Origin of the sequence: Planococcus halocryophilus (assembly GCF_001687585.2) — a bacterium.
Lineage (GTDB): Bacteria > Bacillota > Bacilli > Bacillales_A > Planococcaceae > Planococcus > Planococcus halocryophilus.
Map to the genome: position 1 here is coordinate 1275133 of NZ_CP016537.2, position 14079 is coordinate 1289211.

Here is a 14079-nt window from a genome sequence, read left to right on the forward strand (position 1 = left end):
TTAACGTGAGTAGTACTCAACGATCAACTGTTCGTTGATTTCAGCAGACAATTCGCTACGCTCTGGAAGGCGTACGAAAGTTCCTGTTTTGCTATCAGTATCGATAGTAACGTATTCAGGAACAAAGTTGTTTACTTCGATTGCTTCGTTTACTACATCAAGGTTGCTTGATTTTTCGCGGAAAGCAATTGTTTGTCCTGGTTTCACGCTGAATGACGGAATGTCAACGCGTTTGCCATCAACAAGGATGTGGCCGTGGTTTACGATTTGGCGAGCTTGGCGACGAGTGCGCGCAAGACCTAAACGATAAACAACGTTATCAAGGCGAGCTTCAAGAAGGATCATGAAGTTTTCACCGTGTTTACCAGGCATTTTACCAGCTTTGTTGAACAAAGTTTTGAACTGACGTTCTGTAACTCCGTACATGAAGCGTAGTTTTTGTTTTTCTTGTAGTTGCAAACCATATTCAGAAACTTTTCTGCGTTGGTTAGCACCGTGTTGACCTGGTGCGTAAGGGCGTTTTTCTAATTCTTTACCTGTGCCTGTAAGGGAAATTCCTAAGCGGCGTGACAGTTTCCATGATGGACCTGTATAACGAGACATATAAGTCTCCTCCTCTGTTTTTGGTTTTTAGAGTAAAATAAAAACCAGATGCATTCATGCTGCAAGCCATTTTATATTCTTGTACCTTCGCTCAGCAGCCAAAGAGTTACACGATACACCTGCTATGAGGAATAAAATGGACAAACACGCACATACAACTGCTGCGATTATTTTACACAAAGAATAGTATAACTGATTTTGGAACCTCAAGTCAACAGCAAGCCTTAGAATAGTTTGGAGCACTAGCTTTCTTTTTCTTATTAGACGAGGTAGAATGAAATCGAGTATGTATGTAAGCGCTTTCTATAATGTCTAAGGGGTGTATTGGTTATGAAAGAAAAAGAGATGAATTTTGAAACGGCGGTTATCCACAAAGGTTATGACAGTACAAAACATCATGATAGTTTGGTGACACCGCTTTATCAAACCTCGACGTATTCGTTTGCTAATGCAGAGCAGGGGGAAGATCGTTTTGCAGGAAATTGCGAAGGTAATATTTATTCGCGTCTTGGCAATCCAACAGTTCGTGTACTCGAAGAGCGAATGGCGGAAATTGAAGGCGGTCAAGGTGCATTAGCTTTTGGGTCGGGGATGGCCTCAGTTAGTGCGATTTTAATTTATTTGACCAAAGCAGGAGATCACATCCTTTGCTCAAGAGGTATTTACGGATGTACGTTTGGGCTATTAGAAATTATGGAAGAAAAATACAAAATTACGCATAGCTTGGTGTCGATGACAACAGAAGCAGAAGTAGAAAATGCGATTCGTCCAGAGACGGTTTGCATTTACGTAGAAACGCCAATCAATCCGACAATGGAACTCGTGAATCTTGAAGCAGTTATGGCTGTAGCGAAAAAACATAATATTCGTGTCGTTGTGGATAATACGTTCTGTTCACCTTATTTGCAAAATCCGTTACGAATGGGTGCAGACTTTGTTTTGCATAGCGCAACGAAATACTTGAATGGCCATGGGGATGTGGTCGGTGGAGTTTTAGTTGGAAGCGATGCAGAAGAAATGCAACATATTCGGATGACCATACAAAAAGATGTTGGTGGCATTATGTCTCCATTTGATGCATGGCTCTTGTTAAGAGGATTAAAAACGCTTCATGTCAGAATGGATCGACATGTTAGCAATGCGAAAGTTGTATTAGATTTTTTAAAACAACAAGAAATCGTCAAAAATATATATTATCCGTTCGATGAAAGTCATCCGCAAGTTGAAATTGCGAAACGCCAAATGCGTGAAGGTGGCGGGTTGATTTCTTTTGAAATTGAAGGCGGTAAAAAAGAAGCACAAGCCTTTTTAAATGCCTTATCACTTATCAAGATTGCGGTTAGTTTAGGCGATGCGGAAACATTAATTCAACATCCAGCCACGATGACGCATGCAGTGGTACCTCCTGAAAGTAGACAAGCGATGGGCATTAGTGACTCCTTGCTGCGCTTATCAATCGGGCTCGAGCATACGGATGACTTGATCGCTGATCTAAACAAAGCATTTGAGCAAGTTAAACCAAAACTTCAAGAAATCTAAAAAAACCCAAAAACTCACAACGTGAGTTTTTGGGTTTTTACAATTATAAATGCTTCATTAACACGTTAACGAAAAGTTCCAAGCCTTGCTGATCTTCTTTAGTGAAACGATCTAGCTCGGGGCTATCAATATCTAAAACGCCGATTACTTGATCTTCTTTCATCAAGGGAACAACGATTTCAGAACGTGTCGCCGCGTCACATGCAATGTGACCAGGGAATGCTTGAACGTCTTCAACTAACATTGTTCTTTTGTCAGCAACGGCTGTACCGCAAACGCCTTTTCCTACTGGGATTCGTACGCAAGCCGGTAGACCTTGAAAAGGACCAAGTACTAATTCTCCATCTTCCATTAAATAAAATCCGACCCAGTTGATGCGTTCAAGAAATTGATTGAGTAAAGCAGAGGCGTTACTTAAATTGGCAATGCTGTTTTTCTCACCGTCTAACAAAGCATCTAATTGCTTTGAAAGCATGGTGTATTGCTCTAAACTACTGCCACTGTAACTTTTTTGTGTGAACATAAAAAATTCCCTCATTTCAGTTTATAGTATTTGTTGTGAATCAAATCTCGTTAACTTAAGTAAGTATAAATTTTGTCGTAATGCTTATGCAAGCCATTGACACTATGAGCATCCGAGCCAAAGACCAACGGAATGCCAAGTGATTTAGCGAATTCGAGATAAGTGAGCGGCGGATAAGCTTCCAAACAATCTGGTTTCGAGTATCCTGCACCATTTACATCAAGTTCAAAGCCGGTTTTTTTCAAGAGCTGAAGAATGTGCCGAATTTGTTTGTCATCATCGATCTTTTCGCCATGTGCTTTTTGGAATTTGTGAATCAATGTTGGATGTCCAATTCGATTTGGTTTGAATTGTCCAAGGTCTGCGTAAATCGATTTTTCAAGAGTGTCATAGTAAAGCTGGTAAGCAGCTTCTACAGATCCACAAGCCTCAGCGAGTTCTGTATAAACTTCTTTACTGAAGTCAGCGCAAAAATATTGGTCATTTACTTGCAGAAAATGAACCGACAAAATGGAGTCGTCTAGAACAGGGCCCATATCATTTAAAAAATGAGTAGTTTCTTTTTCAAAGCCCTCGATATAATCGACTTCCAATCCTAAGCGAATGCGAATATCTTTTTGATAAACATGTTTAAGGTGGTTAATTTCTTCTACATAAGAGGATAACTGAGTCATGCTCATGCCACTATCTTGTTCAGGTGTTGGATCAGTGAAATTGGCTGGAAGTGGTGCGTGTTCTGTAAATGAAATATCAGTAAACCCGGACTTTATTGCTTTTTCAATGTATAATTTGGTTGAGTCTTTTGTCCCGTGTGGACAAAAGGGGGTGTGAATGTGACCATCTCGTCTCATTAAGGCATCCTCTTTTCTAGTTATTAAAAAATATAATCGCTTTTCTTCTAATTTGGCAAACAAAAGAGTAGAATACATGTTAAAATAAAAGAATCATGAATACATTTACGTATAACTGGTAATGTGATTTTGGAACAGGGGGCTATGTGACTTATGATGGAGTATATCATCATTGCGGTCATCATTCTATTAGCGGTAACAATCATTGGTTTTATGTTTCGCAAAAAACATTTAGCTGAAATTGAGCGCTTGGAACAGTTAAAACTGCAAATACAAAATAAACCAATTCTTGAAGAACTAACTAAAGTGAAACAGTTGAACATGAACGGCCAGACGGAAGAGATGTTCGAACGCTGGCGCAACGTATGGACTGAAATCATGGACGTACATATCCCGAAAATCGATGCTTCTTTATACGATGCCGAGGAAGCGATTAATCGTTTTAGATTTAACAAGGCGTCTAAACTAGAACAGGATACAGAAGTGAAGATTGATAGCGTTGATCAACAGATGAATAGCATTTTGGTGGAATTGGAAGAACTGATTGGCAGTGAAGAGAAAAATCGCAGCGAAATCGATCTTCTTCAAGAAAAATACCGCCGTGCACGTAAAAATCTATTGGCTCATCAGCAATCTTATGGAGCAGCAGGCGAACCACTTGAGAAAAAGCTCGAATCGTTTATTCCGTTATTTGACGAATACGAAAAATTGACGGGTGAAGGCAATTACTTGAAAGCTCGTGAAATTGTAATTGGGTTATCAGCAGAAGGCGAAGAAGCATTTTTATTAGTAGACGATATTCCATCATTATTGGCGGATATTCAAACAAAAATCCCTTCTTATATTGCTGAATTGCGTCAAGGTAAGAACGAAATGGAAGAAAATTCTTATTATCTTGGGCATTTAGAGTTAACCCTTCAACTTGATGAAATAGAAGAAGAGTTAGAAGTGTTGAAAGAAAACATTGAAAACTTAGAAATGACACACACAAAAATTGCTGTTGAAAAAATAAAAGATCGCATCGATTCGTTTTATGAAATGTTGGAAAAAGAAGTTGAAGCGAAGATTTATGTGGATGAACATCGTATCGAGACAGAACGTCATTTAGAAGTTGTGGCACGTGATACAAAAGAAATGGAAGAAGAAAGTAGATACGTTCAGCATAGCTATAAAATTACTGAAAGCGAAGCGGCTATTCCGAAATCTTGTATGGATAAGATGGAGCAATTAGTAAAACGCTTTGAATTGCTTATGAGTCGTTTAGAAGAAGATCAATCAGCCTATTCAAGTCTTCAAGAAGAGTTGGTTCATATTCGCGAAGATTTATCGATTGTCGATTCGACTCAAATTGATTTTATGACTGCATTGAAGAGCTTGCGTATCGAAGAAAACAAGGCTCGCGAAAAAGTAGAGCTATTAAAACGCAAATTGCAAGAAACAGATCGTGTGTTACACAAAGCCAATATTCCTGGAATTCCAGAAGATATGGACGTGCGTCTTGAAGAAGCTGAAGAACATCTTTTTGTTACGATGCAAACTTTGCGAGAAGTTCCATTAAATATTAAGCTAGTGCATAGTTATTTAGAGCAAGCTGAAAAGAGTATTGAAGATGGCCATACAAAAGCGGTTGAAATGGTTGAAAATGTCTTATTGATTGAGCGCATTATTCAATACGGAAACCGATACCGCAAATCCAATCTTCAATTAGATGCGAAACTGGAAGAAGCTGAAGAATCATTCAGACAGCTTCGATACACGAAAGCATTGGAAGAAGCAGCGACTGCAGTTGAAAACTTTGAACCAGGTTCGATGAAGCGAATTGAAGTATTGGTCAAAGAAGACGCTTAGCGCATTTAAACAAAACAAAATGTAAAACCACCAGCTGATATGCTGGTGGTTTTCTTTTCGGAGGTGACAAGATGATTTATTTGGATAATAGCGCAACGACGAAACCAAAAAAAGAAGTACTTGATGCTTTTGTAAAAGTTAACGAACAGTTTTATGCAAACCCAGCTTCACTCCATGAACTAGGCAATCAAGCTGAGGATTTGTTAGAAACTGCACGCAACCAAATAAAAGAGTTGCTACATATGGATAAAATCATCTTCACATCTGGCGGTACAGAGGCAAATAACTTGGCATTGATTGGCACAGCTCGAAACTATCAGTCTCGTGGTAAACATATTATTACTTCAGAAACGGAGCATCCATCTGTTTTAAATAGTATAGCGGCATTAGAGCGCGAAGGATTTGAAATTACTCGTTTACCAGTTGGGAATTCCGGGGAGATCAACATTGACAAGTTGAAAAATTCTTTGCGAAACGATACGATTCTGGTATCACTCATGCATGTTAATAATGAAATTGGAACCGTTCATCCAATTGCGGACATTGCGCATCTCTTGAAAAAGCGGCGCATCTTTTTCCATGTGGATGCTGTTCAAAGTATCGGCAAAATCGATTTTGACACAACTGCTATGCCGAATTTATTGACCATATCAGGGCATAAAATACATGGATTAAAAGGTAGCGGATTACTAGCCTATTCCGGAGTAGATTTACAAGCTATCCAATACGGTGGCGGTCAAGAATCTGAAATGCGAAGTGGCACCGTTTCTGTACCGAATGCAGTGGCTTTGGCGAAAGCATTAAGGTTGGCAGTACCAAATCCATTATATTCGCAATGGAATCAAGAATTGCGTCAATTTTTTTCGGAATTTGCAGGTGTCAAAATTGTGAGTCCTAAAAATGGGGCCATGCATATTTTGGCAGTAGCGGTAAAAGGGTTAAAAGGCGAAATTCTTGTATCCGGTTTACAAAAAGAATCGGTAATCGTCTCTACTTCAAGTGCATGCTCATCAAAAAATAGCCAAGCAAGTCCGGTAATTCGAGCTATTGGTTTACCGCGAGAGTTTAAAGATGGTGTAATCCGAATTAGCTTTGGCGAATTTACAACAGAACAAGACATTAATGCGCTAAAAAAAGCGTTTCAGCGGGTATACCGCATGATTAAAGGAGTTTAAACTGTTATGAAAACCAATCAAATTCTTGTCCGTTATGGAGAATTATCAACAAAAGGCAAAAATCGTAGTTCATTTATCGGAAGACTGCGTGACAATGTCAGACAAACTTTTTCTGACTTAGACCAAATTCACATAAAAGCCGAACGCGACCGCATGTTTATTACTTCAGACGATGAACAAGAACTAGCGCAAGTGATTGAGCGTTTGCCGTATGTATTTGGCATTCAATCGTTTAGTCCAGTAACGGCATGTGAATTAGACATCGAAGCTATGAAAAAAACAGCAGAAGCCGTAATTGCTAAAATAGAAGATACTGATAAAAGTTTTAAAGTATCGGTAAAAAGACCATTCAAAGAATTTCCTCACGAAAAACCGGAAATCATGAAAGAACTAAGCTCTCATGTATTAAGAGTCTTTCCAGATTTAAAAGTTCAAATGAAAGATCCTGAGATTGATTTGAAAGTGGAAGTTCGAAAAGAAGCGGTTTATATGATGGCAGAAGTCATTCAAGGAGCTGGAGGCTTACCAGTTGGAGCAGGAGGCAAAGCATTGCTAATGCTATCAGGTGGTCTCGACAGTCCAGTTGCAGGCTATCATATGTTAAAACGAGGCGTCAGATTAGAACTAATCCATTTTTTCAGCCCGCCGTTTACTAATGACCGTGCAAAGGAAAAGGTTTTTGATCTGGCTGAGAGATTGTCGCAATTCGGTTCATCTGTCAAACTGCATATCATTCCTTTTACAAAGCTTCAGCAAGAAGTGCATAAGCAAGTGCCGGATAATATTACGATGACTTCTACACGTCGCATGATGATGCGTGTAGCGGATTTAGTATTAGCTGAGACCAATTGCAGAGCTATTATCACAGGAGAAAGCTTAGGGCAAGTTGCAAGTCAGACGTTAGAGAGCATGCAAGCGATAAATGCAGTGACGAATACGCCGGTATTGCGCCCGCTTATTGCGACGGATAAATTAGAGATTATTGATATCGCTCAACAAATAGAAACTTACGACATTTCCATACGCCCATTCGAAGATTGCTGCACAATTTTCACACCGGCTAATCCAAAGACCAAACCGAAGCTTGAAAAAGTAGAATACTACGAGAACTTTGTGTCTTTTGATGAGTTGATCGAAGAAGCTGTAGCAGAACGGGAAGTAATCCAATTTCCGCGTCCTAAAGTTAACCAATTTGAAGATCTTTTATAATGTTTTAGCCTCCTTTAAGGGGGCTTTTTTTGTTGCTTTAAATAAGAAGGTTTATAGATGAGTAAAGCCAGATAGATAAAAATATTGTTTCGCTATAATTTATTGCTTAGTAGTCGAATTATATGAAATTGTATGAATACTTAAATTTCTATTGTATAATAATATATGGACAAGCACTTACATCAAGAGCGGGAGGAATTATTTTGAAAAGACAAGATTTGTTAGCGCCAGAATTCTATAATTTAGTTGAAGAAATTGAGCGATATGCAACAGGGGAAGACAAGCTTGCAATCCTCTGGGAAAACGATAAGGGTGAAAAATATCAACTTACATATGATGAATTAATGAAGCGAGCGAATCGTGCAGCGAATAGCTTTGAAAAAGCAGGACTAGTTAAAGGGGATGTGGTGCTTGTGATGGTACCACGCCTTATTGAAGCATATGTAGCCTACTTAGGAGCGCTAAAAGCGGGGTTAGCCGTTATTCCTAGTTCTGAGATGCTGCGTGCTAAAGATATTGCATATCGATTAAATCACAGTGATGCGAAAGCGGTTATTGCATATGAGCCATTCATGGATCAATTTGAAGGCGTAAAAGAAATGGACAATGTAGTGAAGTTTGTTATCGGTAATTCAGATCAATCGTGGATTTCATTACTAGATGAAATGGCAATCGCTGCTGAAGTGTACAAAGCAGCACCGACCAAAAAAGATGATATGGCGTTTTTGTCCTATACATCAGGAACTACTGGAAATCCAAAAGGCGCGGTCCATAGTCATGGCTGGGCATACGCACATCTTCGTACGTCAGCAGAACACTGGCTAGGAGCGAAAGAAGGCGACGTCGTTTGGGCAACGGCAAGTCCAGGTTGGCAAAAATGGATTTGGAGTCCGTTCTTAGCAACGTTGGGTAGTGGAGCTACTGGTTTTGTTTATAATGGAAAATTTGATCCTGCAGTGTATTTGGATCTTTTGGAAACACGTAAAATCAACGTGCTTTGCTGCACACCGACAGAATATCGGTTAATGGCCAAGCAAAAAGATTTAGCGAAATATGATTTGTCCGCATTGCATAGCGCTGTATCGGCAGGAGAACCACTAAATGCTGAAGTAATCAATGTCTTTAAAGAGCATTTTTCGTTGGAAGTACGAGATGGCTATGGCCAAACTGAGAATACCTTACTCGTTGGTGTTATGAAAGGCATGGAATCTCGTCTGGGCTCAATGGGCAAACCCACACCGGGAAACCGTGTAGAAATTATCGATGACTCAGGTAAACCATGCACTGTTGGCGAAGTTGGAGATATTGCAGTTCATGTAGAAACACCTGCATTGTTTAAAGAATATTTTAAAGACCCTGAACGCACTAGTATGCAGTTCCGCGGAGATTATTACGTTACTGGCGATAAAGCGTCTAAAGATGAGGATGGTTATTTCTGGTTTGAAGGTCGCGGAGACGATATCATCATTTCTTCCGGTTATACAATCGGGCCGTTTGAAGTCGAAGATGCGTTAGTCAAGCATCCAGCTGTTCAGGAATGTGCAGTTATCGGGGCACCAGATGAAGTACGTGGCACAATCGTTAAAGCTTTTGTTGTTTTAGTAGAAGATCAAGTTGCATCAGACGACCTAATAAAAGACTTACAAAATCATGTGAAAAAACTAACGGCTCCGTATAAATATCCGCGGGCCATTGATTTCCGAACAGAATTGCCAAAAACAGCATCAGGAAAAATTCGACGTGTAGAATTGCGTCAGCAAGAAAGTGTGAAAAATTAAACGCAGCGTAAAAAAGAAACACCTCTCTTTAAAAAGAGAGGTGTTTCTTTTTTACGCTGTTTTTTTACCGCTGAATATTAATGCACCTACATTTACTTTCTGCCTGTTAGCAGCCTATAATGAGACTATTATTTCGAAATACAAAATATAATAAGAATGGTGCGCGATGCAGAGTGATAGATTCTAAAAAAGGTGTTTTGGTCATTATTTTAACTTACACATTATGGGGGTTCATGCCGATCTTTTGGAAACAGCTTGCCGACGTCCCGGCAGACGAAGTGTTAGCAGCAAGGATTATTTGGTCTTTTATATTGACTCTTGGATTTATTGTTTTAATTAATGGAGGTCGTCAATTATGGCTTGATTTGAAAAGTTTGTGGGCATCGAAGAAGAAATTTTTCTTATTAATGTTAGCGTCTTTTTTAATCTCCGCCAATTGGTTTTTCTATGTTTATGCAGTTTCACATGATCGGATCGTCGAAACTAGCCTTGGCTATTACATCAATCCATTGATTTCGATGTTATTGGGTGCCATCTTTTTAAAAGAAAAATTATCACCAGCGATAAAAGTTGCATTCTTGCTAGCTGCAACAGGCGTTTTGATTTTAACTTTCTCTTTCGGCTCTTTGCCTTGGCTAGCACTTGGTATGGCGTTTAGCTTTGCTTTTTATGGGTTGATCAAAAAAACAATTCGACTCGATGCACTTCGTGGATTAGCCATTGAGACTTTATTTGTTTTCCCATTTGCAATTGCTTATTATATATATTTGTTTTCTATAGATCGAGTCTCATTTTTACAATTGGGCTTGCCGACAGATAGTTTATTGTTAGCTAGTGGATTGATTACAGCATTTCCACTATTGTTGTTTGCCATTGGAGCGCCGTTAATCCCGATGTATATGATTGGGTTCCTTCAATATATTGCTCCATCATTGATGCTATTAATTGGTGTGTTTATTTACGGAGAAGCTTTTGATGTGGTCAAAATCATTTCGTTTTCGTTAATATGGAGTGCGTTAATTTTGTTTACGTCCTCAAAATTTTTAGAAGCTAGAGGAATTCGACGAGCAAACCGGAAAGTTTCAGTTTAAATTTTAATGAAACATTTTCAGATGTTTCACGTATAGTATGTAGTAGAAACTATGGAGGGAATGGTAAAAATGAATACGAAACGTTGGATTGCTTTAGTAGTGGCTGCTGCCGTATTAGGAATTTCGCTAGTCATCAACTCAGCCTTCGCATTTCTTCAAGGCGGATTTAGTGAAAGTGTCGATGAACTAATGGGAAGCACACAAACAAGTTTGTCGGAAACAGTAATGGAAGATGGCGATTTTAATAATCGCGTTGCTGTTTTAAATGTAGACGGTGTTATTCAAGACACGGGAGATGCAGCTTCGTTCTTTGGAACAACTGGCTATAACCACTCGTTCTTTATGGAACAATTAGAAAATATTAAAGAAGATACTTCGGTTAAAGCTGTTGTACTTGCGGTAAATTCTCCAGGAGGCGGAGTTGTCGAGTCTGCTGAAATTTACGACAAAATCACAGAAATTCAAGAAGAAACCGGAAAACCATTCTACGTTTCGATGGGTGCAATTGCTGCTTCTGGGGGCTATTATATTGCAGCACCGGCAGAAAAGATTTTTGTGAATGAAGAAACATTAACAGGTTCGATTGGTGTCATTATGCAAAGCGTCAATTATGGTGAACTCGCAGAACGCTATGGTGTGGACTTTGTGACGATCAAATCAGGTCCATACAAAGATATTATGAGCCCAACGCGTGATATGACAGAAGATGAACGTGCATTGCTTCAAGAAATGCTTGATGATTCGTATGAATCTTTTGTAGATGTCATTGAAGAAGGTCGAAGTATGACGGAAGAAGAAGTAAAAGCTGTAGCAGATGGTCGGATTATGAATGGTCGCCAAGCAGTAGAAGTGAATTTAGCAGATGATTTTGGTTTTGAAGAAGACGTCATCGAACAAATAAAAACAGATTTTGATTTAGGGAACGCAGAAGTATTCCAATATGGAAACGACCAAGGCTGGGGTTCATTGCTCTCGATGAAAGTTAATTCTTTCTTTGGTAACGATCTTGAGACGCAAATGATTTCAAAATTACTTACTGAATATAGTTCTCCGCGTATGATGTATTTATACGGTGACAAATAAGGAGGGACCATCATGACAGACCATGAAACAGAGAAATCAGCAGAAATGCAAGGTGCGAAGGAGTTTTCTAAAACACCGAGTTATCAAGAAGTTCTTTTTTACGAACGGAAACCGGCTGGATTTTGGGTGCGTTTTTGGGCTTATTTAATTGATTTGCTTGTTGTTGCGGCCCTTACCTCAATTTTAGTTAAACCGGTATTTGCATTATCTGGGTTGGAAACAACTAATATGCCTTGGTATGGACCGTTTGCAGTTGTATCCGCTGTAATTTTCTATGGCTATTTTGTTTTAATGACTAAGTTTTTCGGACAAACGGTTGGCAAGATGATTATGGGTATTCGTGTTGTGTCGTTGAAATCTGATAACCTATCGATTATGACGCTTTTGTTTCGAGAGTGGATTGGCCGCTTTATTTCGGTGACGATATTACCGCTTTACTGGATCGTCGGTTTTACACCATTAAAACAAGGCGTCCACGACTATATTGCAGATACGACAGTCGTTCATGAAGAGTCTTTTAGAAAAAACAAAATGTTAAAGAAGAATCAGACAGAGGGGTCTGAGTTGCAAGAGACTAGGGCATTTTAGTATGATGAAGATATTATGAAAAGGGAGGCGTATTGATTGGCACAAATTACATTCAAGAATAATCCTGTTACTTTACCGAACACAGAAGTAAAAGTAGGAGATCAAGCACCTGAATTTACGGTTTTATCAAACGGCTTGGAGCCAGTTACATTAAAAGATACATCTGGTAAAGTTCGTTTAGTTAGTGTAGTTCCATCACTAGATACAGGAGTATGTTCAGACCAAACAAAACGTTTCAGCGAAGAAGCTACTTCTTTAGGAGACAATGTAGAAGTATTGACTATCTCAGCTGATTTACCATTTGCACAAAAACGTTGGACAGACATTAACAAAGTGGATGCCATCACGACTTTGTCAGATCATCGCGATTTGTCATTCGGTGAAGCTTACGGATTGACGATGCAAGAGCTTCGATTGTTGGCTCGTTCAGTTTTCGTACTTGATGAAAATGACAAAGTTACATACGCAGAGTATGTTTCTGAAGGAACAGATCATCCTGATTACGAGAAAGCATTAAATGCAGTTAAAGAATTAACAAAATAATACAAGAAACCCACTCGAGAGAGTGGGTTTCCTTATTGAGGACGGCGAAATATGAATTCAGCAATGGAAAAAACTTTTAATTTTATCGATAATCACACAACAGAAATCCAAAAAGAACAAGACAATGCGTATTTGGAGAGCTTATTGACCACTACCGAAAAATGGTTAGATGGATTGATTAAGCCTGAAGAAGGCGCAAGCAAAGAAGATATTCGCAAAGCGCTTCAATTAGCAGTTTTAAAAGGCATGAAAGAACATATTCAACCGCATCACCAAATGACACCTGACGCTCTTGGGTTGTTAGTTGGATATTTGGTTGAGTTGTTTGTCAAAAAAGAACAAGCAGTTATTTTAGATCCGGCTGTCGGGACAGGTAATTTGCTATTAACCGTGATGAATTACTTGGATGGACGGATGACCGGAGCGGGCGTAGAGCTTGATGACCTTCTTGTTCGTCTCGCATCAAACGCTGGAAATTTAGTAGAACAGCCTATTACTTTTTACTTGCAAGATGCATTGCAACCTTTATTAATTGATCCTGTAGATGTTGTCGTTTCGGATTTACCCGTAGGTTATTATCCCGACGATGAAACTGCAGCCACATACGAATTAAAAGCAGATGAAGGTATGTCTTATGCGCATCATTTGTTTATCGAGCAATCGTTAAAACATACGGCTGATGGCGGTTATTTGTTTTTCATCGTTCCAAAAGCTTTGTTTGAATCCGAACATGCGAGTCAATTACATAGCTTTTTGAAAAAACATGCTCATATTCAATCGGTCATGGAATTACCGGAAAGCTTATTTAAAAACTCGGCTCATGCTAAAGGAATTCTTGTGCTACAGAAAAAACAAGAAGGTATTAAAGCACCGAAAGAGGTCTTGTTAGCGCGCGTTCCGAATATGTCAAAGCCAGAATCAATGTCTAAATTCTTTTCACAAGTAACAAGCTGGTTTAAAGAAAACAAAGAATAGTCGAACCAAATTGTGCTATACTTAAGCTACAAAAAAGCCATATGTACCATTTTAGACGAAAAGAGGGATGCGCAATGACTGAGTCAAACGAAGCGCCGAAAAAAGTAAGTCTTCAAGAAGCAGTAAAACGTCAACTAGAAGCAAAGAAAAACCAGGCTGGCGATAAACAAGGTGGCGGCAACGCTTCACTTTCAACTAAAAAAATGAAGAGCCAACAATCGAAAAAAGTAAGCAATAACCGTCGGAAAATGGGTACGTGATTATCTTATAACC

At 39.1% G+C, this 14079-nt stretch carries 14 protein-coding genes; 11 read left to right on the forward strand and 3 right to left on the reverse strand.

The window, feature by feature from the left end; translation table 11 throughout:
• The gene (gene rpsD, locus BBI08_RS06425; RefSeq protein WP_065527869.1) at positions 1–603 is read right to left on the reverse strand and encodes a 30S ribosomal protein S4; all 603 of its coding nucleotides are present in this window, start codon (positions 601–603) and stop codon (positions 1–3) included.
• 330 nt (positions 604–933) lie between these two features.
• Between rpsD and megL the strand changes: the two genes are divergently transcribed.
• Positions 934–2142, forward strand: coding sequence for a methionine gamma-lyase (gene megL / locus BBI08_RS06430; RefSeq protein ID WP_008497197.1), 1209 nt, complete (start codon positions 934–936; stop codon positions 2140–2142).
• Between the two features lie 43 nt (positions 2143–2185).
• Here megL and BBI08_RS06435 read toward each other — a convergent pair whose 3' ends face one another.
• Entirely contained in the window at positions 2186–2665 is a 480-nt protein-coding gene (locus BBI08_RS06435) for a GAF domain-containing protein (protein WP_008497196.1), read from the reverse strand.
• A gap of 50 nt (positions 2666–2715) precedes the next feature.
• Positions 2716–3516 carry a histidinol-phosphatase HisJ gene (gene hisJ, locus BBI08_RS06440; RefSeq protein WP_008497195.1) on the reverse strand — a complete coding sequence of 267 codons (801 nt, stop codon included), beginning with the start codon at positions 3514–3516 and terminating at the stop codon, positions 2716–2718.
• A gap of 153 nt (positions 3517–3669) precedes the next feature.
• On the opposite strand from hisJ, the gene ezrA reads away from it, so the two are divergent.
• From ezrA to BBI08_RS06490, 10 genes are all read left to right on the forward strand, one after another.
• Complete coding sequence (gene ezrA, locus BBI08_RS06445; RefSeq protein ID WP_065527870.1) at positions 3670–5364, forward strand: septation ring formation regulator EzrA; 1695 nt, start codon at positions 3670–3672, stop codon at positions 5362–5364.
• Between the two features lie 71 nt (positions 5365–5435).
• Positions 5436–6539 (forward strand): cysteine desulfurase family protein, encoded by a 1104-nt coding sequence (locus tag BBI08_RS06450; RefSeq protein ID WP_008497193.1) that lies wholly within the window; start codon positions 5436–5438, stop codon positions 6537–6539.
• 6 nt (positions 6540–6545) lie between these two features.
• Complete coding sequence (thiI, locus tag BBI08_RS06455; protein WP_008497192.1) at positions 6546–7748, forward strand: tRNA uracil 4-sulfurtransferase ThiI; 1203 nt, start codon at positions 6546–6548, stop codon at positions 7746–7748.
• Positions 7749–7951: 203 nt separating this feature from the next.
• On the forward strand, positions 7952–9526 hold the full coding sequence (gene mbcS, locus BBI08_RS06460) for an acyl-CoA synthetase MbcS (RefSeq protein ID WP_008497191.1): 1575 nt from the start codon (positions 7952–7954) through the stop codon (positions 9524–9526).
• Positions 9527–9699: 173 nt separating this feature from the next.
• Entirely contained in the window at positions 9700–10617 is a 918-nt protein-coding gene (gene rarD, locus BBI08_RS06465) for an EamA family transporter RarD (RefSeq protein ID WP_040850686.1), read from the forward strand.
• A 69-nt stretch (positions 10618–10686) separates the two neighbouring features.
• Complete coding sequence (gene sppA / locus BBI08_RS06470) at positions 10687–11700, forward strand: signal peptide peptidase SppA (protein ID WP_008497189.1); 1014 nt, start codon at positions 10687–10689, stop codon at positions 11698–11700.
• Between the two features lie 12 nt (positions 11701–11712).
• A complete protein-coding gene (locus BBI08_RS06475) occupies positions 11713–12288 on the forward strand; it encodes an RDD family protein (protein ID WP_008497188.1) in 576 nt (191 codons plus the stop codon).
• Between the two features lie 36 nt (positions 12289–12324).
• Entirely contained in the window at positions 12325–12831 is a 507-nt protein-coding gene (gene tpx / locus BBI08_RS06480) for a thiol peroxidase (RefSeq protein ID WP_008497187.1), read from the forward strand.
• A gap of 51 nt (positions 12832–12882) precedes the next feature.
• Entirely contained in the window at positions 12883–13806 is a 924-nt protein-coding gene (locus BBI08_RS06485) for a class I SAM-dependent methyltransferase (protein WP_065527871.1), read from the forward strand.
• Positions 13807–13880: 74 nt separating this feature from the next.
• Positions 13881–14066, forward strand: coding sequence for a hypothetical protein (locus BBI08_RS06490; RefSeq protein ID WP_008497185.1), 186 nt, complete (start codon positions 13881–13883; stop codon positions 14064–14066).
• Positions 14067–14079: the final 13 nt, after the last annotated feature.